Source organism: Pelosinus fermentans JBW45, from assembly GCF_000271665.2.
Lineage (GTDB): Bacteria > Bacillota > Negativicutes > DSM-13327 > DSM-13327 > Pelosinus > Pelosinus baikalensis.
Genome location: NZ_CP010978.1, coordinates 2,568,650 through 2,589,697, shown reverse-complemented (window position 1 = coordinate 2,589,697; position 21,048 = coordinate 2,568,650). Strand labels below are relative to the sequence as shown.

Genomic DNA, 21,048 nt, shown 5'->3' with positions numbered 1-21,048 from the left:
ATCTCGAAAGATGTTTATTTTTATTTATGAACCCTTGTATCAATATATAATATAAAAAGTAGGAGGCTGCCCGATGGATATCATCGCATTAGTGGGGCCAAGCGGAACTGGAAAAAGTCACCGAGCATTAATTGTAGCACATGAACATCATATTGATACAATTATTGATGATGGTTTACTAATTAAAGATAGTAAAATTATCGCCGGTCATTCTGCCAAAAAAGAAGCTAGTAAAATAATGGCCGTAAAACGAGCAATTTTCATGGAAGCCGATCATGCTCAAGAAGTTAGGGAAGCTATCCAAAAGGTGAAACCAACCCGTATTTTAGTATTAGGCACTTCAGTAAATATGGTAGAAAAAATTGTTCATGTATTAGAATTACCAGAAATACAACAAATTATTATGATCGAAGATATTGCTACAGCCGCGGAAATTGCTAAGGCCAGAGAAAGTAGATTAAAAGAAGGCAAGCATATAATCCCTGTACCAACGATTGAGCTAAAACCACATTTTTCAGGATATCTGATTGATCCATTAGAAATTTTTTTTAAGAAACCTAAAAAACGAAGGCATAAAATTGGTGAAAAATCAATTGTACGCCCAACCTTTAGTTATTATGGAAAGTTGCTCATCTCAGATGCTGCAATAGCTACAATTGTCGGATATGTGGCTACAATTGATCCGGAAATTCCCACCACAGGTCAAATCAATATCAAAAACTCTCACGACAAAGAAACGGGAATTTCGATTCAACTAGATATTACTGTCCGATACGGTAATTCTCTCAAGACCGTTGCACACGAAGCTCAAAAACGCATTAAGAGCATGGTAGAGCATATGACTGGATTATTAGTAAAAGAAGTAAATGTTTCTGTCAAACGGCTTAGTTTAGAATAAAAGTCATTTTCATCTCTCGCCTTTTATTCTGGGAAAAAAGTAAGCTGGATAACCTTCTTGATTGCGGAATAACTCCGAACAAAAACCAATTGGACGCTTTGGCTCTTCTGGATTTTTACGTTGTACGGCGGTGAGTAAGAAACTAATTTGATTGACATGTTGAACTAATTGAATGGCAGATCCATCTGGCGTTTCACCATAAAAACAAATCAATTTTGGGTTAAAATAGCCAATATTATGTACTGTAAATTGCACCGTTTGACCAAAGCTTACTAGCTTAATGCCAACTTCATGTTCCTGGTTAAGCCCTTTATCAAACTCATCCATATAGTGACTTAGTTGTTTAAAAAAATCACTAGCGAGTTCCAAGCTTTCTCCCTCTTTTATTACATCTTCGCTAACATTTCTTTCTGAAGGATTCATTTTATTGTACCACCCCCTTAATCATTATATGGATCACATAACTCCAACATGCTATCAAATATAAAAAAATAAGAATGTTTGAAATAAAACACTCTTATTTTTTTATATTTGATATTTGATAGCTATATTTCTATAGCCCTAACTTTGCTGAAGCATTATTTTTAAAAAGATTCTGCTTTCTAATATATTCTCTCACCATCTCAACACTCCGATGACCCGTTTGCCTCATGATGTCATCTAAAGATGCCCCATTAGCAGATGCTTCTGTAGCAAAACCAGCACGCAGACTATGCCCGGAATATTCCCCTGCTGGAAGTCCAATTTTTTGCACATACTCTTTTACAATTCTAGCTACCGAATGGGATGATGCTAATCTTTTTTTTGATACTTGACCATATTTATTGATTTGACGAAAAAGCGCTCCCTCTTTGATTTGTGCCGCTTCAATCCAATCTTGTAAAATGCGAACCGGACAAGTATCTGGATTAGAACCGTAGGCAATTCCCTTTTCCATCCCTGCGCCTTCCTGATCTGTTTTCGATTTACGGAGGATAACTCGAATTCCTTCTCTCGTAAAGCGAACATCTTCAATATTTAAGGAGACTAACTCAGATCGACGAAAGGCTCCGGAAAATCCAATTAATAGTAACGCACAATCACGAAGATCTCTTATGTCATCTTTTTTCTCGCAAAAATGCTGTATATCTTCAGCCAATATAGGATTTTTCTTATTGCGCATAATACCTAATTCACGTTTAATACCCTTCATCGTATCTGTTACAATTTTAGCCGTCGTTGGGGAATCATAACCCGCAGTGGCATGTGCTTGGCTAATCGTACTCTTCTTACGCGCTATTGTACTAGGTCTCTTATTTTCTGCAAACAAGTAGGATAAATATGCCACAACTGTTTCCGGTTCCGCCGGCAACGATGCTACCTTATTCATCTTACACCAATCGGAAAACTCCTTCCAATCCGAAAAGTATGCTTTCCTGGTATTCTCCGCCTTGGAGTTTATAATTAATTTTTTCCCTTGTTTTATGTATGAGTTGTATAATTCAGAAGAAATTTCTTTATTTTCTTCAATTATAATATTATTCATATTTTTCTCCTTTTTACCACTTCTCAATATACGATAATCTTAAATTATCGTATATTGAGTTTTTATTTAATTTTATCTCACTAATAAGGAGTCGTCAATGATTTTTTAGTAATTCACTTGAGATTTCTTATTATTTGTAGTAAAATGATGAAATCCTAATTTTACTACAAATACGAAAGAAGTGATGTATGATGAATTATTCTTGCAAAGTTAACTCCAAGGGGCAAATAACAATTCCATCGCAAATTAGAAAAATATTAGCAATTCAAGAAGATGACGTATTGCTTGCGAAAAAAACGGTGGAAGGAACTATTGTATTAAAAGGTGGAAGAAGCGTCAATATTGATAAAGATACGGATGGATTATTAAGAGCTCTCGAAGAAACATTCGCTGCCATGAAAAAGAGGGAGGAGAGCACGGAAGCTTGAATGATTTTAACGACTTAAAAGATATGGAGGTTATTAATATGAATCAAATTCTCATGGATGCATCCATCTTAAAATCTCATCTAAACGGCTGTAAAGCCACTATTGATTTTTTACGTACAGTAGCGCAGAGTAGTGCTCCTTTGCCAGCCATCTCCGTAATTACAGAGATGGAGCTTCATATGATTCCTCAACTCGACGCCAGGGTAATTGCCAAGCTTCTCACTACCACGAAAATTTTCCCTTTATCTTCTTCTATTGCTCAAAAAGCAGGGAATCTAAAAATACAATATCCTGAAACAACTACCGAACATGCAATTGTCGCTGCTACTGCTTTAGAAAATGGCTTTCCTCTTGTCACCTTTGATGTTAAAGCATATAGGATGATTCCAGGATTAATTATTTTTAATATCCCAGAGGAGTAAGCGTGTATAAAATATGGTTATTCCTCTTAATTTTAGAATATAAACCTCTTTATAATCTTTAATAAGTTTTGCATAATACCTGAGGAAGAATAATAAAATACATCAATGAATAATCTTATAATTCTGAATTTCAGGAGGGTATTTATTTATGCATAAACAATTATGGTGTGAGCATGTAGAAAAGGTTGCAAAGTATATCACTGTAGAATATCATTTTGGAAATGAAACGAAGAAGCTACGAATACAATCGTGGCTTTGTCCGGAATGCGGAGTGCACGGCGCTAATTCAGAAGTTATTTTTCCCATTACGATAAGTAGATAACTGTTCTTTCTGTTAAAATAAACCGACAACTTAACATAAGTTGATTCTACAATAATTAATTCTGTAAAGAGAAACAAACTAAGTACATGACTGCACTTAGTTTGTTTCTCTCGCTAATCTAATGTTATCTGATGCAACAACGGGTATTTTCAAAAGCTGCCCAGGATATATTTGTGTATTATTGTCTAATCGGTTCAATTGCTTAATTGCTGCAATCAAATGACGAATATCATCTTTATCTGTAACATATCTTGCAGAAATAGTCCACAACGAATCTCCTTTATTAACATCAACAATTTGATATGTGGCACAGGCTAAATATTTATTAGAAAACTCAAAATTAGTATCATATAAAAATATAGACGTAATTACCAATATCATAATCCAAACAGTATCTAATTTATGCACTGTACAAACCTCCGAACATATGTTTGTTTTTCTGTTTTTATTTTAACACAGTACATACGTTCGGTCAAGAGTAAAAATAGATAAAAACGAACAAATGTTTGCGATTTTTATTAATTATTGTTATAATGATAATAATATTGAAATTATAATCATTATAACAATAATTATTTTGATTTAGGAGATGAAGTTGTGGATAAAGAAGATTTATTAACATCTAGGCAAAGCCAGATTTTAACCTATATTAAAAACACATTACGCGTAAAGGGCTATCCCCCCTCAGTAAGAGAGATTGGCAAAGCCGTTGGCTTAAGTTCTAGTTCTACTGTACATAGTCATTTGGCAAAAATCGAAGAAATGGGTTTTATACGCCGTGATCCTACTAAACCTCGAACGATTGAGGTATTAGGAGAAACACCATGGAAGCAGGAAACATTTGTTTCAGTACCATTAGTTGGTCGCGTTACCGCAGGGCAACCGATTTTAGCTATTGAAAACATTGAAGAGACATATGCACTTCCCAAAAATTTAATTGGTAATAACGAGAACATCTTTATGCTTACAGTCCAAGGAAATAGCATGATCAATGCAGGTATTTTAGATGGCGACTATGTTTTAGTTAATAAACAGAAAACCGCTAATAATAATGACATTGTAGTTGCTTTACTTGATAATGAAGAAGCTACTGTAAAACGTTTTTTTAAAGAGAAAGAGTTCATACGACTACAGCCCGAAAATGACAGTATGTCTCCTATTTTTTCTCGCAATGTATCAATCTTAGGTAAAGTAGTTGGTATTTTCCGCAGTATGTAACAATGTAGGTAGCGATATAGAACATAAGCCAAAGGCAACGACTTATATTTATATAGGTAGTTGCCTTTGGCTTATTTCTATTCATTTTTTATTTTTAATATTTCAGCAGCAGCTCCCATAGTCCCAACTATAGCATGTTCCAAGGTTAATCCACCTTGTAAGTAGACGATGTACGGTGAACGCAAAGGACCATCAGCGCTTAACTCAATCGATGCACCTTGCACAAAGGTACCTGCAGCCATAATAATCGCATCCTGGTACCCTGGCATCGCACTAGGCTCCGGTCGTACATGAGCATCTATCGGAGAATACTTTTGGATCCCCTGACAAAATGCTATTAATTTTTCTGGAGAGTCAAGTTGAATTGCTTGAATAATATCGCTACGTTCTTCATTAGGAAGAGGCAATGTTTTATAACCTAATAATGAAAAAAATACAGAAGCAAATATAGCTCCCTTAACAGCTTGGGCTGTAGTATGTGGCGCCATAAACATTCCTTGGAATAAAAGACGATTATCAACGAGTGACGCACCTAACTCACTTCCAATACCTGGTGCAGTCATTCGATAAGCTGTTTGTTCAACCAATTCTTTTTTTCCGACTATATATCCGCCTGTTGGAGCAATGCCACCCCCAGGATTCTTAATCAATGAACCCGCCATAATATCAGCACCAACAGCAGTTGGTTCTAAGATATCAACAAACTCACCATAGCAATTGTCAACAAAGCATATACATTCAGGATCAATCTTCTTTACATAAGCACATAATTCCTTGATGTCATGAATCGTTAAAGGTGCTCGCATACTATATCCTCGCGACCTTTGAATCAAAACCATTTTAGTATTAGGTTTCATAGCTCTAGCAATATTCTTTATATCTACTCTACTATCAATCATAGGAAGCTCTGAATAACCGATACCAAATTCTTTTAAAGAACCAGGCGAGGAACAAGTATGCCCAATAACGGTTTGCATGGTATCATAAGGCGCTCCTGTAAGGGATAACAGTTCATGTCCAGGACGCAGTAAACCAAAAAGCACAGTAGCCAATGCATGGGTCCCAGATACAAATTGAGTACGCACTAATGCTTTTTCTGCTCCACAGATGTCAGCCCAAACCTCTTCTAGCTTCTCTCGTCCAGCATCGTTATAGGCATAACCTGAGGTAGTACGAAAGTGATAATCAGATACTCTGTGGTTACGAAATATTTCTAGAACTCTAGTAGTATTTTTTTCGGATATTTCATCCACTCGAGCAAATAAAGAGGATGCCTGCTGTAATGCTTGTTTACGTATTTTTAGTATTTCTTCACTAAATTTAGTCATTCTTGTTCTACTCCTATAGTATATCGATTAAAATAATTAGTTTGGTCTGGAGACAGTGAAATACTTACATAGATACCATCTTCACGATACTCCGTAGAATGAACATTTGATATATCATATAGCTTGGCTATTACATTACTTTCGTCATAAGGTATCAACAAATGCATTTCAATGGTTTTCTGCTTTATAGTATTTTCAATTAATAATAATAGTCCTTCAATACCATGACCATGCAAAGCAGAAATCATAACGCTATTTTCTGTTTTTAAAAGAGCACTTACGCTATTCGGATCTGCTATTTTATCTACCTTATTAAAAATTGTAATTAATTGTTTTATATCTACATTCAATTCGTGTAAAACCTGAAAAACAGCATGGCTTTGTTCTTGGTATTGAGGATGACTAACATCAACAACATGTAGAAGAATATCAGCTTGTACAACCTCCTCTAAGGTAGCACGAAAAGCAGCAATTAATTGGTGCGGCAGCTTTTGTATAAAGCCAACTGTATCAGTAATTAAGGCTTGTTGGCCATTTGCTAACGTAATATTCCTAGTTGTTGGATCAAGCGTTGCAAATAATTTATCCTCGGCCAACACTTCCGATGCTGTAAGCAGGTTGAGTAAGGTTGATTTTCCTGCATTTGTATAGCCAACTAAAGCGATCGTAGGAATACGAGTAGTTTCTCTACGTTTACGATGCAAATTACGCTGTTTTTTTATATATTCAATTTGTCTTGTGATATCATTTACACGTTCTCTGATTCGACGTCTATCGACTTCAAGCTTGGTTTCGCCAGGACCTCTAGTACCAATACCTCCGCCTAACCGAGATAATACTAATCCTTGTCCACCTAATCTTGGTAAATTATAGCGAAGCTGGGCTAATTCAACCTGCAATTTCCCTTCATGAGATCGGGCACGCTGTGCAAAAATATCTAGAATTAGCGCCGTACGATCTAAAACTTTAATACCCAAGGCTTTCTCAAGATTGCGTTGTTGTGCAGGTGATAACTCATCATCAAAAATAATGAGATTTGCATTTTTTTCCTGACGCAGCAAGCTAATCTCCTGCACTTTCCCACGTCCAATAAATAAAGCTGAATCTGGGCGATCCCTCTTTTGCCACGTCATACCTAATACTTCTGCACCAGCCGTCTCTGCTAATTGAGCCAATTCCTTTAATGAGTCAGTAATTCGCCACTTTCCTTGCCTCTCCAGCCCAACCAATAGAGCTCTTTCAGTTTCTGCAATAGCACTCGTTTTAGTATTTAAATCGAGTTGGCGCTCAATTTGTGCAGTTAAATATGTAATATCCAGATCTATAAATTCCTCCATGGACAAAGGGCCAATCATTTGAGTATTAAATTGATCATTTTCAATATTGGTAATAATACCAAAGCTTGCTTGTATTATCTCATCTTTGCGCCCCAGTGCAGCCATTAGATCAAAGCGCATTTCCTTTAATGAAGCTATGTCTACCCCACTAAGTTCTGTCTCCCCACTAGGATGAGTATGAATACAGCGAATACCACTTAATCGATTGGCAGAACGTCGCCCATCAATTTCGGGCAATGTTACGGTATAGACATCGCCAACTGCTACACAAGTAACTTGTCCTTTCCTGGTAATATATACAACAAGTTCACGATTTAGGTCATCTGTCAAATCGATTAATTTTTGAGCTAATTCACTTGTTATGACTTGCCCAAAGGGAATAGTAAATTCATATAATTCTTCAAGCCTATTAATAATACTTTTTCGTATACCATTGACCTCTCCATATATAGTTGTCAATTGTTTTACACTCCTTCGGTCTTATTCCACTTTGCTAGCTCGATTAAGATAACTAACCGTCTAGTAATTCACTGTTTTTTGTGGGACACTACTGATTATACTACATATTACCACAGACAAATAGGAAAAGGTATCTCTCCTAGCTTTCTTATTATTAATAGCTCCTTTTGTTGTTATGCACCAAATGTAATAAAAAGTAATGCCTTCTGCTTGCTAAACAGAAGGTATTACTTTTTATTCATTACTTGGTTAACTGATTGGATAACATTTTAGTACCAATACGCACTATTTTATCTTCCGCCTTAAATTCATCATAAGCCAAATGCTCTCGTTTAACTTCTTGTCCATTAGCAAATACAATCCTATAGGTCGTAATCTGAAAGCCTTTTTCTCCTGCGAACTCTACTACTTGGCTTCCTAATTCAAGAGCGGGATCTTGCTTAATAATCGTATTGGGTTCTAACACTTTTTTATTCGTACCGATAATCCGTATATCTGAAAGAGTAGGATTATTTTTTCCAAAAATTTGGACGATAATCTCCCTGTCTAAAATCTCTGTCGTAATATAAATATTAGAATCTGTTGTATTTTTAAATTTAAAATCCAAAAGGTTATCTGCAACAGCAGCATCTTGCCCTAAAGGGACATAAGCTGGCGGGCGAAAATGCGATGTTCGTTCTTCAATACTCATATTCGCTAATAACGCTGCGTTATATAAAGTACTACTTACTTGACATACACCTCCACCCCAATCCAAAACTAGTTTACCATCAACAAGAACAGGAGCTTCCTTGTAACCATTTTCCGATAGACGTTCCCCTACATTTTTATTGAAAGAAAAAACTTCATCTGGACGAACTAAAATGTGATTCACGTTCTTAGCAGCAAGGCTAATATTTTTAGAACGATTTTCATTATAAGGATCAAACTCTGTGGTGTATATAGAAAGTAAACTATCAACTTCAGCTAAATCCTTCGATGAAATTTTAGGAGTTATTTCATTAACCGTTAATTCAAGAGTAAACGGAATACGAGTATGTATAATAGCATTTAAATCAAGCCAGGTTTTTTCTAAATCAACTTTATGACCATTTTTTTCAGGCTGAATATTAACATTCGAATTTTGATATATCAGCGAAGCATCTTCTGGGTTACTATTGATAGAATCTGCAATCCTATTAAGAATTGCTTCTAACTTAACATGATTATAATGTAAAGACAACGGAATCGTATATCCATAATTTACAGCTATAAATTTTTCTTGTAAACGTTTAGCTATATTGCCAAGACGACCTATATTATAAGCTTGCTGCACAAGACCATCTGCATTGATTTCTAGATCAATGTCATTTGCATTAATCGGCCATTTTTGAGTCTTATACGTTAAATAATTTGGTGAATTAGCTGTTTGATTTTTGATATTTATAATAATTTCACTTTTTGCTTCATCAATTGATAGTCCCCCCACAGGAATATCGCCTATAAAAACACCTTCATAGATACTATCACTGACATCAAACGCTGTAGTGGTGGCAATGAATCCAGTTAAGCTAAATAATATAATAATGCTAAGAAAAAGCATTATATTTTTAGCACGTTGATTTATTGTAATTTTCATAGTTAGTAACTCCATTCCAATTATTCGATTAGCTAGCAAGAGAGCAAATCCCCGCCAATAGCGGGGATTTGTTCGCAACATGATAATAAAAACCACCATAATTGGAGAGATATCGATTTTTATTTTATTGAATATTCATTGTTAATTCTACAAAACTACCCGTTAGTTTTGCTTTTTGCAACACTTCCTCAGTAATTTCACCACCTTCCTCTACGATCAACAAACCATTATCAGTTTCAATACGGCGACTAGCTTTTTTACCAAGTAAGTATTTACGATTTTTTTCGTCAAACTTTCTAGCAGAATCATCATTAGCAGCTACCTTTACATCTTCTGGTTCTTTAACTTGAATAACAGGTGGTTTCACTTCAGAAGCTACAGAAGTGCTTACTGGAGGTATTGAAATATTAGTAGTTGTTGATCTTTCTGCTACCGTTTCATGATCATCTGAAACAAAAAGCACGTCTTTACCAAAAGTTAAAATTTGCTTTGCCTCAATGCTCGTAGTTCCACCATTAAGATCCTCTATTTCACAAGATACAATTTTCCCTGAATTATCAACAAAAAACTCCGTTACTTTACCTTGAATTCGACCATTTTTAGTCAGCACTTTAGTCCCAATAATTTTTAGATCAGCCACAATTAGCTTCTCAACTTCCGGTGCATCTGTTAACGTTAATATTGCATCACTATTCTCTATTGTTATTGCGTATTCTCCTAACCCAGTAGCAGCTGCCAAAGGCAAAAATTTAGCTCCCCAATACCATTTGGAATCATCAATTAGTATTGTTACAGATCCATCTGCAGGATTAATAAGAAGACTTTTAACTGTTCCAAGCTCTGTACCCTCAACGATGCTAATAACTGGCAATCCAATAATTTCAACACTTTTTTTCATGAATAGCGCCCCTTAATTATCATTTAATATCCTCTTATCATTCATCGAAGCAGTTAGTCAATTTCTTAACCTTATTATAGCACTCTTCCCACTTCGCCAAGAGCATTTTACTCTGTATTCTTACCAATCGTTCTAAATTTCCCGCCATTAGTATCTCTATTTATTGACTATATACTAATCTAGTCGCTAATTTAGAAAAATATATAAAAAATAGCACCTATCTATAATGCACTGTGCTAATTACAATTCTTAATTGAATCGGCAACCTGGCAATCATAGGATATATAATCCCTTAGACCCATAGCTTTGCGTCCCCACCTTTGGATGAGTTTGCTAAATATTTATTTTATTAATTCTATATAATATGAAATATAACGTTTATTTTTACACATCCCAATTGTGCTATTTAGAAATTGTAGATTTACGTAGAATTTCGCCACTCGCGAAATTCAGAATCAATTTCTTTTAGTACGGTCCCCGGAATATTCTTAAATGAAATATCCCCTAAGCGATTCTGAAGTAAAATATTCTTTACTATACGTAAATAGGCAATTGTTTTAATGAATTCCAAATCAAACATAGTGTTTTTTTGTACTCCTGGAAGCTTTCTGCCCTCACAAAAAACGTGAATTGCTTCATTATATTGACCACTATTTTTTAATATAGTACCGATTTCCATTACTAAAAATGGTGCCGCTTCACTATTCGGATATAAAATCAAAGCTTGGCGAAAAACCTTAAGGGCTTGAATGAAATTGCGCTGTTCCTTATATATAAATGCAGAATCAATTAAACCATCTAAATCCCTTGAAGAAGAGTCAAACACATTAATGGGCACCTGTAATTCATCTTCAACTTGTACCATCTCACTATTCTCCTCTAACTCCACATTCCGATTTTCATCTTTCAGCTCATAGACCTCTTCTAGCTCTTCACTCTTGTCTATTAGTTTGACAATTTGTTTCTCTGATGTGGAAATAGGATCTATATGCATGTCAGAAACTGCTATATCAACAGATAACACTTCAGTTTCTAATGCTATTACATTATTAGCATCATCTTCCTTTAGCATCACAGACTTTTCTTTTAACTCAGATTTAATATCGGTCTTTTTTGCCATACTTCTTACAGAAGAGCTAGCTACAATAGGTATTGGTACGGCTGCAGCTATTATAATTTCTGGTTTTTCCCATAACACTCCATATTCTGAAGATTCAGCTTCCTTTATTATATTTTTTGTCACAGACTCTCCGTTATTTTCTTCGGAATACATTTTAAATTTTTCATTATACTGTGCAATGCTAAATGCAAAGACGATTGTAATGATTGTTAATATACCTACAGTTCCTATTACACCAACAAATCCAATAATAATACGTGGCAGAATAATATTGACTAAAAGCGCACAACACACACATAAAATAAGAGGTTTTACATTCAGCCGAATATTTAATAGCTTATTCGTTAACACGTATATAAGATATGCAGAAATGACTATGGATAATGACGTAATTATGATATATTGCATCAAACCCCACCATAAATAAATTATTTGAATATCAAACATTCTAATTGTGAATATTTTGTAGAATAATGTGATATTTCCTTATATTATATACTCATCTTATAAATTCCTCTTTTTGCTATCAATAATTACTAAGAATTTCAAATACGTCGACCTTGCTGTCCACTGATTTTGGAAATAATACGCTTCTTTCTAGGTTCATGACATAAGATACAATAGCCTTTTTCCAACGATTGTTGTCTTAATAATAAAGGAACGCTTACTAAGCTTTGCTGATTGACAGATAGCATCCCATCGCGTTTACCCCATATGTATCCACTTAACAGCGCAATTACCATGATTATTCCTGTCCATAACATTATAATCTCCCTTTCTGATAATACAATATTGTACTATAGAATACAACGGCGCCCAAAAACACTGCAGGAAATATTTCCTCGTTAATTAGCCAAGAAATTAATAAAGTTAATAGAAATAATAAAAAACACTCAATTCTACCAAGGCGGTGAGCCCAATTACGGTGCCCTATTAACTCATCTCTAGAATCATCTATACAATCGTCTATTAATTGTATTGATATAACAAAAAAAATTGAGAATAAGATCATCTTCCATCCTAAAAGGAAAACACCCACTATAAATATTAGAATTGACTCTTGAAATCCATTGAGCCGGCTCGGAAAATGACTTTTTAGATCATGAAACATACCAATTATGTAACTAGCAAGAAATAGGGAAATACTTATCGGAGTATTTAGGCTTGCTGCCAAAGCCATCGATACCATACCATATAGCATACTGCCTTTTCCTAGCGCGGTTGCGAAATTCTTTTCAGATTTATCCATATCTTGATCTAAATAATCATCAGCTAATTTAATTGCAATGGCAGAAAGTATCACAGAAAACATTATACTGATAAATTCACACATTGCGGGCAACACAGGTCTTCACCTCTTTTAAACCTTGGCTTAGCAATGCTGATATCGGAATAATCGTAGCTTTGGGAAATATCGAAGATAGCTGAGTAAGGTTCTCTTTAGCAAAAGGTATATCTACCTTATTTGCCAATATTGCATATGAATTACGAAATAAACCATAATTATATATCTCGCGATCGATAGTGCTAGGGTTATTTATATATTCTTTAGTGATATAGGATAAATCAATAACATGAAAAATAAAATCTGCACAGCGCATTAAACCAATTGTCTGCGCCATGCCACGACGAATTTTCTCTTCTTGATGTATTTTTTCTCCAATCCCACAAGTATCTGTAAGTTTGAAATTTACTGTTGTTTTTCCAAGAGTAATTTTAAGTATTAATGATTGTAAGGATTTTGTTTTATGCATTGTACTACTACAAAGCTCTTTCTTCGCATCTTCAATAGAAAAATGTCGGCATGTGATTAAATCATCGTATGTACGGAAGGTCACATCTACTGTTTTTATTCCAATATAAGAGGCAAAATTGAGAGTAAACATTGTTTTACCCGAATTTGGCCTGCCAACTACAGTAAGCTCCCTCACTCCTTTACCTCCTTTAAATCAACAGGTTCAATTAATATTAGTTCTTGTCGAGTAATGCTCGTTTTTGACATTAATCTAACAGCTTGATGACGAATTGCTCTTTCAATCAGATTACGAACAGTCCGAGCATTGCCAAAATTGTCATTATTACTACTGTGTTGTAGTAATAGTTTTAATAATAATGTTTTAGTATCTGCCGGTAAGGTATATTGCCGCTTGGCACATAGTTGTTCTGCTATATGTAAAAGCTCTTGTTGGTTATAGTCTGGAAAATCGATATGTATTGGAAAACGAGACCGCAAACCCGGATTGGTCTGTAAGAAAAATTCCATTTCTTTTTGATAGCCGGCTAAAATTAAAATTAGTTCCTCTTTATGATCTTCCATTGATTTTACAAAGACATATATATAAAGACCTGTAAAATAGATACTTTCCTTTATTAATATGTAAATATGTGTATAGCAAACCAACTCCCTAAGCACATGAGCCTAAGGAGTTATTCTCATTTTCGTTCCATGAACCATTTACTGCTGAATTCCTCTGCATCTTCACAGAAACATATCGATCACCGCCATGCTGACCATAATTAAAGATTGGAGGAATATTTATGAATTTCTATAATGGCAGGGGTATTTGGTTTATTTTTATAATTATCATCTTCATTTTACTTTTTTGGTCCTGTGGCAATTGATAGCTTTTTAAAGAAAAAAGCCCCCATCAAGGAGCTACATTTCAGCCATATATTAACTTAATTTTCACCTTAGCGTTTTTGTATAAACAAGAAAGTACAAGCTTCTTGTATTAATGTTTTTAATATTTACTAAAGGTATTCTAAAGGTATACCAAAGGTAATTTCTAATCGTAAAATTAGCAACCATCTATCTATATTTCATCCGGCAACCGTTTATATTTACATGATACTCACCTCTTCTGTTTAGCTATCATACAATATATTAATCGACGATAAAGGAGGAGTACTTATGGGTCTAGGTTTTGGAGGCGGTCGCAATGGCTTCGGCGGTTCCGGCTGTATTATTATTATAATTATTATTTTATTATTTTTCTGCTGCGATAACGATTGTTCTTCTAGTTGTTAATTTCTCTAAACTAATCTGCCAAACAGTTTCTTCTTGCAACCACGTTTCCACCAAAACGTGGTTTATTTTTTTTGCATTATTAAAGCGCCCCATAGGGCGCTGGCAACGATAATATCAACAACAGTCATGATGAAAATCATAACTACACCATGGGCACTTATGACAATCTTTGTGACATTTCTTGTGACATTTAGGACACTCGCATTCATCATGGAAGTCATGATCACACTTAGGGCATTTATGCCAATCGTTCTCACACTCATGATGACATTTTGGACATTGGTGATGTATCTCAATGTGGCACTTACAATCGCGATCGGATTCAAAGCTATTCATTTTATCACCTCTTTTTCACATTATTCTATATATAATATGTAAAATTAAGTGAAATGGCTCCAATTATTTGATCAATTATTTGATCAATTATTTGATCAAAAAAAGAACCACCTACATTTTGGTAAGCAGTTGGGAGTTCGGATTTTTACTGTGCTGCCCTTCTGGAATGATTCCGCTATTGAAATTTACGCTGTTGTTACTTATCTCTATATCCAATAGCTTCCAAAAACGCGACGACTTTTAGATCTATTTACTTATATTTTCCCATGGACGTTATTCGCGGTGCTTATTGAATACATCCATATCAATACAGGGCATATGGCTCATCACCATGGATGGACTTCTTGGTACTCTTATGTAGCTGACTGGATATTATTTTTGATGTTTATACGTATCATTAGATCTTCCATTTCGAAAAGCTGTCAAGATGATCTAGTTCTTGCTATAAAACTTCATTTCACATCCACCGATTAATTTCTAAAACTACCCCCTCCCACACATCACTCTCACCAATCACGTCATAATTCAGCTCCCTGATTCCCTCGCGAAACTCCGCAACCTGACGCGGATCATCCCCTTGGCAATACTGTTCAGCAATAGACTGCAGTGTGTCACCAGAGTTCACTGTATATTGCATTGCCACTACAGCTAACATCAGAATAAACTGCTTCATTCTCAACGCCATCTCCTCTTACTTACTCCTTCCGCGTATATCCTATGCCTTAATTGGCAATAATATGATTGTGCACATATTCTCTTCCAACAGGTGACCATAACAATGGAGCCTGTACATATTCTCCTGGAACAAGACCATCAACGGAGCTGGTCTTGTTCTTTTTTTATCTAATCAATCAATTGACATGGATCTTTGTAATCATGGCCAATATTCTTGATGTTTCTTAGATCAGTCATATGCTCAGCCTTTATAGGTACCGCAGTTGGAAACACTAATATCTCCCCAAGCTGGTTCTGAATCACCCGAAATCCTTTATAATATTGCGCCGCCACTTAACAGCCTTATCGATCTGGCTGCGTACCTCTGAATTAACAGCAGTTTTCTTTACGCTGCTGGCAATGAGAGCGAGTATTCTCCACATCATCCTTTAACCGACCACAACGCACACATGGTCCCACACTCATCCCTCCCTAGTGGGAAAGTGAAGTTATCACCATACAAATATCCTAATATTTCCCAGAAAATAAAAGTACGATGATGATCTTATTCAGGCTATATCAAACCTCTGCTTACAACTACATTCAGCCATTACACCAGTTGGCTTCGACTTTACAAATCCAATCCCATGGCATTCATCCTTGGCAATCTGACGAGAAAATAGGAGCATAATTATCTAGCTTTCTACCAATACCGTTGATTCATGATATTTTCTCTCCCCTCCAATTTAATAGGAATCATTTTATTACCTTCCGCATATGCTGTTCTATCTTGACTTTTACAGGAGGTAAATAATTGATAGATATTGTCACTTTAGATAAGGTGCTGGGCACCTTATCTTCTATTACCCCATTTCTACTTTATGGTGGAATGCTCTTCGTTTTAGCAGTAAATAAAAGCGCATCTGAGCTATGCACCAATACTTCCACGGACTCATCCTCCGGCTTTTGGTCAAAGACTTCCTGAACGGCCTTAACGCGACCAATGACAAGCACTACACCAAATCGACTAGCAACCTGCTTCACCGCATCAATAACCATCGGTAAAATCTCATCTGATTGACTCCCAAAGCGCTCATCACCAGCCCCCCCAACGATGATATCTAATGTCTCTGCCATACCACTCCCGCTCTTCTAACGCCAGCAAGTTCTTCTTTTAAGTGCACATCCTCAGTTTGCAAATTGGTCTGTTGATCTCTCTGAGTCTGCAGTACCGTAACTTGTTGTTGCACTGTCCTCTAAAACGGATTCTTTTTCTACCACAGCATCACAGCACTAATAGCTGATCCATCCCTATATGTAATCAGCTTTTTTCGCTCACCAAATCACCGCCTGTCCACTTTTTTTACAGCCGGAGCACCGGCTATTTGCTTCCAAATACTTCGTGGTAAACTCTAAGTTGAGCCTTTGCTAAAATCCGATTGTAATTCTTCAGCGCTTCTTGGGTTGGTTGATTTAGCATCCTCCAATGCACTTTTATTTCTTTTAGTTTTTCTGGCGATATTTTAGATCGATTGGTCTTTTGAGTACTTTCCAAAATTTTCGCCTCCTATTCAAATCGTTGCCTGATACAGTTTATGCTGCATATGATTGTCCGCTTTACAATTGTTTTTGTTTTCAATAATTGCTTCATTTAGCAGAATTACACCTCTTTTAAGTAATCCACTCCTTTTAATATCCCTTACTAAAATCTTTTTTGCTTTAATAATCTTCTTATATCATCATTTTTTTACAATTTAATACAGGGTTTTTCTTCCTGTTATAGAATAATTTTAGTTAACAACTATAAATCGAAAGGATGTGTTTGTTAATGCAGGATTGCAAATTAGAACGAAATGAGCTTGCAGATTACTAAAAATTGAAATTAGATTAACTTCTCTGCCTTTACATATTCACGGTTTTTATGCGTTCTTCGACGCAAATTTATTGTAATTAATAGTGATCTAGAGCTATATAAGTAACGGCAAACGTATGCTCATGAATTAAGACATGCCCTACTCCACAAAGGCTGGAGCGAACATATCTCTTCTCCCTAGTCGCTTTGAGCGTGAGGTTAATGAGTTTGCTTGGCAGCTATTATTTGATGAGGAGGCTTGTCGTTTCGAATATGACAATGATATTGGTCGATATGTTAGGGAGGAAGGGATTGTGGAGTGGGTTAGTTGTAGGAAGTAATAATAAAGGAGATGCGCGACATGGGATTATTTGATTTCCTTAGAAGGGCTTTTACCTCAACTAAAGATCTAGAAAATAATAAACCCTCGGGCAAAATATTGAATAAAAGGCAAAGAAGAGACATCATCGGATTATCAGATGAAGAAATCGAGAAATTTAAAAAAGAAGCATATGAAAAAGCTATGAAACGTTCAGATGAGTTTTCTAAAATACATAGCAATAAAACTAAAGCCATTAATATAAACAATATTAGCAATTCAAAAAAGGACTACTCACCTCTTACTCCTTACGAAATACTTTTTTTAGATTATATAAATGGTAAAAGTATTAAAGATCCGAATATCGCGGGGTATTGGACTCATGAATATAATTTAGATTATCAAGCTGTAATTGAAAAACTATTTAATAATGGATATTTACAAGAATCTGATTATAAATTTAATATGACTAAATGTAAGCTCCCAGAATTAAAGAGCTATTTAAAGGATAAGGGATTAAATGTAACAGGAAAAAAGGAAGATTTGATCACCCGGATAATAAATGAATCTCCTGAAGAAGATTCTGCTGCATACTTTAATAATTCTCATTTTGAGTGTACCGATAAGGCAATTGAGATATTAGCAGACAATCAGCATATTATGTATTCTCACAGACATCGAAATGATATAGGTATATCCGTTAGGGATGCCGATAATTTTAAAAAAGAGAATCCCCTATTAAATCATTATCAGCTATTTTTAGAAATGCTCACTAAAAGACTATATGAATACGAGCAATCGAAAAGCTGGGGTCTCTATAGAAATAACATCCTTGGCATGTCTATCGTCTACGGTGATATGAAAGATCATGCAAAAGAATTAGAATTTTTGCTGGAAGTTTGTTATAGAGATTTAAGTGGCCTTATGGATTCTGGTTCTGTTTCTGAAAAAATGAGCTTTTTAGCCCCTAAAGTTGTAGCTCGTGTAGTTGCTATCAAGAAAGAGTCAGCTCTCAGTGAACAGTCACTTTGGGATCTATTTATAGACACCATCTCTAAAATCAACTTGGAAAATAGTTTATATACTGCTGAGCATAGCTACAACTTATTGATGAAGGAAATCCGTAAATTAGGGTGTGAGATGTAATAAAGCAACTCAAAACAATATTTCTTTGCCACATTGAATGCGTTGCTAGTTTGTGAGGAATAACTTTTTGAGTTTGGTTAGTTATAGAAAGAATTAATATACGAGGAGATGTTATTATGAATTTTGAAGAAGAAGTTCAAACATTAGCTGCTCAAATCCAGCAACGGAAATCCCATATTACTAATGAGGAAATGACCAAGCATTCACTGATAATTCCGTTCATACAACTGCTGGGTTTTGATGTTTTCAATCCACTTGAAGTTCAGCCTGAATATACGGCAGACTTCGGAAAGAAAAAGGGTGAAAAAGTAGACTATGCAGTATTGAAGAATAATAAAATTATTATGTTTATTGAAGCTAAGCCTGTCGGTAGTAGGCTTGATAATCACAATGCTCAATTATGCCGCTATTTTAACTCTACTCCTGAATTAAAATTGGCTATTATAACAGATGGCGTTAAATATAAATTTTTTTCGGATGTGAAGCAACTAAACATAATGGACACTACTCCATTCTTTCAAATTGATTTTTCTTCAATCACAAAAGCAGATATACAAACACTATCACACTTTAGAAAAAAACTTATTGAGAACAATGTTATTACTAAACTAGCAGAAGACTTATCCTCTGTAATTTCAATACAAGAAGTGTTGAGAAATTTATTCAATGACCCTTCTGACGAGTTTATCAGACTAATTATCAAGCAAACTGGTAAAATACGATTAACAAATGGAGCCATTGAAAGATACCGTCCATTGGTAAAGGAATCCCTACTATCAACATTATCTGAAATTTTTAATGAGGTTAGTAAAGAAGTATTGCAGCCTACTACAGCAAAGACTATAAAAAATGTCCCTAAGCCAACCCACTCTATTGAACCATTGTCCTGCCAAATAGTTCCTGAACAACCAGTAATAATAACGAAAGAACAATTAAGGCAAGAAATGTATGACATCGAACAGCGTGTCTTTGCTCGTATTGAAAAGGTTCTACAGGATAATGAACATGACATATCAATGCTTAGTTTTAAATTGTTACCTGATGAGCTTGTTTTGAATTTTAACAACTATGAGTTTTTAAGATTTAAATCAAGCGACCAATGCCATTTCAGCTCCTATCTTGATGCTTCTGTAACCAATGAACTATGTCCTTACTATAAGATCTCAAGTAAAGATGAGTCTAGCATAGTAACGTTTAATTCTCCTGCTGATATCGGCAACATGGTGCAGTTTATTATAGCAAGCTTAGAACTTACTTTAGAAAATAATTCTTGCTTACAATGACAATTATGATCTAGTCTGAAAAAAGAAATAAGCACAGCCTTACTCCATTATTTGAATGGACAGGCTGTGCCTTTGTGTATAAAAGGTGGAATTGTCATGAAGCGTTTACAAAGGTTTGACCAGTGGTCAATCCTATCAAAACATTTGGCAATATCTGCATCTAAGATGTATTTGGGCTGATGTACTATACCAATAAAGACGGCTTGTATGGCATGTACTGCAGTCGGTCCTAACTTAGTGATTCTAGTAACTGTGCCTGGTAGCCAGCTTACATCAATATTGATCAATTCTTTTGTTAAATCAACCATGTTCATAGCATGATAGTCAACTAATTTTCCTCCATCATATGCCCCTATGACGCTATTCGGGATTTTTAGCTTTTCGTAAATCAATTCGTCATTATTAAGATTAAGTAAGTCAGGTCTAGTTAAATGCTCGGCAATAACTTTTAGAAATTGTTGAATCAACATTATCAATCTGTTGATCATATAAGGACAAATAAAAGCGATGAAATGAATACTCCAATAACAAGTTTCTTTTTTAATGTATTGATTCAAAATATTTTCCGCAACCTCCATGCTTAGTAGCAATGTTTTAATGATAGTTGCTCAATTTCTAAGAAAGATCATTTCTTCCTTTAATTCTACAAATATAAATGCCAATATTGTAATATCGTGGTAAAATACTATTGTTCTATTATTAATTAAAAGTGATGGTACCAAAATAAAAGCAAAATTAATCGACAACTATTATTAAAAACATCTCTCTTTATCAAGCAATGGCAATTGAACAAACTTAAGCCACGCTATTCTCTGATTGTTTTTAATTATTATAGGTTAGTAACTATAACAATCTCA

The 21,048-nt window shown here is 35.0% G+C and carries 26 protein-coding genes and 1 riboswitch; of the genes, 8 read left to right on the top strand and 18 right to left on the bottom strand.

The window, feature by feature from the left end; all coding sequences use genetic code 11:
* Positions 1-73 precede the first annotated feature (73 nt).
* Positions 74-898 (top strand): Asp23/Gls24 family envelope stress response protein, encoded by an 825-nt coding sequence (locus JBW_RS11390; protein ID WP_007956469.1) that lies wholly within the window; start codon positions 74-76, stop codon positions 896-898.
* Positions 899-907: 9 nt separating this feature from the next.
* Here JBW_RS11390 and JBW_RS11385 read toward each other — a convergent pair whose 3' ends face one another.
* Positions 908-1,321, bottom strand: coding sequence for a DUF6173 family protein (locus tag JBW_RS11385; protein ID WP_007956471.1), 414 nt, complete (start codon positions 1,319-1,321; stop codon positions 908-910).
* 130 nt (positions 1,322-1,451) lie between these two features.
* Positions 1,452-2,423, bottom strand: a complete 972-nt coding sequence (locus JBW_RS11380) for a site-specific integrase (RefSeq protein ID WP_007956476.1) — start codon at positions 2,421-2,423, stop codon at positions 1,452-1,454.
* A 188-nt stretch (positions 2,424-2,611) separates the two neighbouring features.
* Between JBW_RS11380 and JBW_RS11375 the strand changes: the two genes are divergently transcribed.
* The 3 genes from JBW_RS11375 (at position 2,612) to JBW_RS25335 (ending at position 3,595) form a co-directional block, all read left to right on the top strand.
* The gene (locus JBW_RS11375; RefSeq protein ID WP_007956477.1) at positions 2,612-2,851 is read left to right on the top strand and encodes an AbrB/MazE/SpoVT family DNA-binding domain-containing protein; all 240 of its coding nucleotides are present in this window, start codon (positions 2,612-2,614) and stop codon (positions 2,849-2,851) included.
* Positions 2,848-3,273 carry a PIN domain-containing protein gene (locus JBW_RS11370; protein ID WP_235334196.1) on the top strand — a complete coding sequence of 142 codons (426 nt, stop codon included), beginning with the start codon at positions 2,848-2,850 and terminating at the stop codon, positions 3,271-3,273. Before JBW_RS11375 ends, JBW_RS11370 begins: the two co-directional genes overlap by 4 nt.
* 148 nt (positions 3,274-3,421) lie before the next feature.
* A complete protein-coding gene (locus tag JBW_RS25335; RefSeq protein WP_007956479.1) occupies positions 3,422-3,595 on the top strand; it encodes a hypothetical protein in 174 nt (57 codons plus the stop codon).
* A gap of 96 nt (positions 3,596-3,691) precedes the next feature.
* Here JBW_RS25335 and JBW_RS11365 read toward each other — a convergent pair whose 3' ends face one another.
* A complete protein-coding gene (locus JBW_RS11365; RefSeq protein ID WP_007956480.1) occupies positions 3,692-4,003 on the bottom strand; it encodes a LysM peptidoglycan-binding domain-containing protein in 312 nt (103 codons plus the stop codon).
* 189 nt (positions 4,004-4,192) lie between these two features.
* Here JBW_RS11365 and lexA point away from each other — a divergent pair, with 189 nt between their 5' ends.
* Positions 4,193-4,813 carry a transcriptional repressor LexA gene (gene lexA, locus JBW_RS11360; RefSeq protein ID WP_007956483.1) on the top strand — a complete coding sequence of 207 codons (621 nt, stop codon included), beginning with the start codon at positions 4,193-4,195 and terminating at the stop codon, positions 4,811-4,813.
* Positions 4,814-4,890: 77 nt separating this feature from the next.
* Here the strand turns inward: lexA and JBW_RS11355 are convergent, their stop codons facing one another.
* From JBW_RS11355 to JBW_RS24735, 10 genes are all read right to left on the bottom strand, one after another.
* Positions 4,891-6,141: an aminotransferase class I/II-fold pyridoxal phosphate-dependent enzyme gene (locus tag JBW_RS11355; RefSeq protein WP_007956489.1), complete on the bottom strand. Its 1,251-nt coding sequence runs from the start codon at positions 6,139-6,141 to the stop codon at positions 4,891-4,893.
* Complete coding sequence (gene hflX / locus JBW_RS11350) at positions 6,138-7,937, bottom strand: GTPase HflX (protein WP_007956490.1); 1,800 nt, start codon at positions 7,935-7,937, stop codon at positions 6,138-6,140. Before hflX ends, JBW_RS11355 begins: the two co-directional genes overlap by 4 nt.
* 241 nt (positions 7,938-8,178) lie before the next feature.
* Positions 8,179-9,555: a VanW family protein gene (locus tag JBW_RS11345; RefSeq protein ID WP_007956491.1), complete on the bottom strand. Its 1,377-nt coding sequence runs from the start codon at positions 9,553-9,555 to the stop codon at positions 8,179-8,181.
* A 124-nt stretch (positions 9,556-9,679) separates the two neighbouring features.
* On the bottom strand, positions 9,680-10,453 hold the full coding sequence (locus JBW_RS11340; protein WP_007956492.1) for a PRC-barrel domain-containing protein: 774 nt from the start codon (positions 10,451-10,453) through the stop codon (positions 9,680-9,682).
* 257 nt (positions 10,454-10,710) lie between these two features.
* A riboswitch (cyclic di-GMP riboswitch) is annotated at positions 10,711-10,798 on the bottom strand.
* Positions 10,799-10,874: 76 nt separating this feature from the next.
* A complete protein-coding gene (locus JBW_RS11335) occupies positions 10,875-12,020 on the bottom strand; it encodes a tetratricopeptide repeat protein (RefSeq protein ID WP_235334195.1) in 1,146 nt (381 codons plus the stop codon).
* A gap of 98 nt (positions 12,021-12,118) precedes the next feature.
* Entirely contained in the window at positions 12,119-12,337 is a 219-nt protein-coding gene (locus tag JBW_RS11330; protein ID WP_007956494.1) for a hypothetical protein, read from the bottom strand.
* A complete protein-coding gene (locus JBW_RS11325) occupies positions 12,337-12,885 on the bottom strand; it encodes a hypothetical protein (protein WP_235334194.1) in 549 nt (182 codons plus the stop codon). Before JBW_RS11325 ends, JBW_RS11330 begins: the two co-directional genes overlap by 1 nt.
* Before the next feature lie 13 nt (positions 12,886-12,898).
* On the bottom strand, positions 12,899-13,504 hold the full coding sequence (locus tag JBW_RS11320; RefSeq protein WP_007956496.1) for a GTPase domain-containing protein: 606 nt from the start codon (positions 13,502-13,504) through the stop codon (positions 12,899-12,901).
* A complete protein-coding gene (locus JBW_RS11315) occupies positions 13,501-13,986 on the bottom strand; it encodes a hypothetical protein (RefSeq protein WP_007956497.1) in 486 nt (161 codons plus the stop codon). Before JBW_RS11315 ends, JBW_RS11320 begins: the two co-directional genes overlap by 4 nt.
* Before the next feature lie 677 nt (positions 13,987-14,663).
* Positions 14,664-14,927: a hypothetical protein gene (locus JBW_RS24735; protein WP_036680990.1), complete on the bottom strand. Its 264-nt coding sequence runs from the start codon at positions 14,925-14,927 to the stop codon at positions 14,664-14,666.
* A 292-nt stretch (positions 14,928-15,219) separates the two neighbouring features.
* On the opposite strand from JBW_RS24735, the gene JBW_RS26115 reads away from it, so the two are divergent.
* On the top strand, positions 15,220-15,411 hold the full coding sequence (locus tag JBW_RS26115) for a hypothetical protein (RefSeq protein WP_327078735.1): 192 nt from the start codon (positions 15,220-15,222) through the stop codon (positions 15,409-15,411).
* Here JBW_RS26115 and JBW_RS11305 read toward each other — a convergent pair.
* The 4 genes from JBW_RS11305 to JBW_RS25330 form a co-directional block, all read right to left on the bottom strand.
* A complete protein-coding gene (locus JBW_RS11305; protein WP_007956499.1) occupies positions 15,395-15,610 on the bottom strand; it encodes a LysM peptidoglycan-binding domain-containing protein in 216 nt (71 codons plus the stop codon). The two genes, JBW_RS26115 and JBW_RS11305, sit on opposite strands and share 17 nt — an antisense overlap.
* 860 nt (positions 15,611-16,470) lie before the next feature.
* Positions 16,471-16,728: a hypothetical protein gene (locus JBW_RS11300; RefSeq protein ID WP_007956500.1), complete on the bottom strand. Its 258-nt coding sequence runs from the start codon at positions 16,726-16,728 to the stop codon at positions 16,471-16,473.
* Positions 16,713-16,841 (bottom strand): hypothetical protein, encoded by a 129-nt coding sequence (locus tag JBW_RS26030; RefSeq protein WP_268747885.1) that lies wholly within the window; start codon positions 16,839-16,841, stop codon positions 16,713-16,715. Before JBW_RS26030 ends, JBW_RS11300 begins: the two co-directional genes overlap by 16 nt.
* Before the next feature lie 131 nt (positions 16,842-16,972).
* The gene (locus JBW_RS25330) at positions 16,973-17,146 is read right to left on the bottom strand and encodes a hypothetical protein (RefSeq protein ID WP_200897017.1); all 174 of its coding nucleotides are present in this window, start codon (positions 17,144-17,146) and stop codon (positions 16,973-16,975) included.
* A 658-nt stretch (positions 17,147-17,804) separates the two neighbouring features.
* On the opposite strand from JBW_RS25330, the gene JBW_RS23795 reads away from it, so the two are divergent.
* Together JBW_RS23795 and JBW_RS11290 are read left to right on the top strand one after the other, a co-directional pair.
* On the top strand, positions 17,805-18,908 hold the full coding sequence (locus JBW_RS23795; RefSeq protein ID WP_007956501.1) for an SAP domain-containing protein: 1,104 nt from the start codon (positions 17,805-17,807) through the stop codon (positions 18,906-18,908).
* A 116-nt stretch (positions 18,909-19,024) separates the two neighbouring features.
* Positions 19,025-20,191: a type I restriction endonuclease gene (locus JBW_RS11290; RefSeq protein WP_007956503.1), complete on the top strand. Its 1,167-nt coding sequence runs from the start codon at positions 19,025-19,027 to the stop codon at positions 20,189-20,191.
* A gap of 47 nt (positions 20,192-20,238) precedes the next feature.
* On the opposite strand, the gene JBW_RS25710 is transcribed toward JBW_RS11290, so the two are convergent.
* Positions 20,239-20,769, bottom strand: coding sequence for a hypothetical protein (locus JBW_RS25710; protein WP_007956504.1), 531 nt, complete (start codon positions 20,767-20,769; stop codon positions 20,239-20,241).
* Positions 20,770-21,048: the final 279 nt, after the last annotated feature.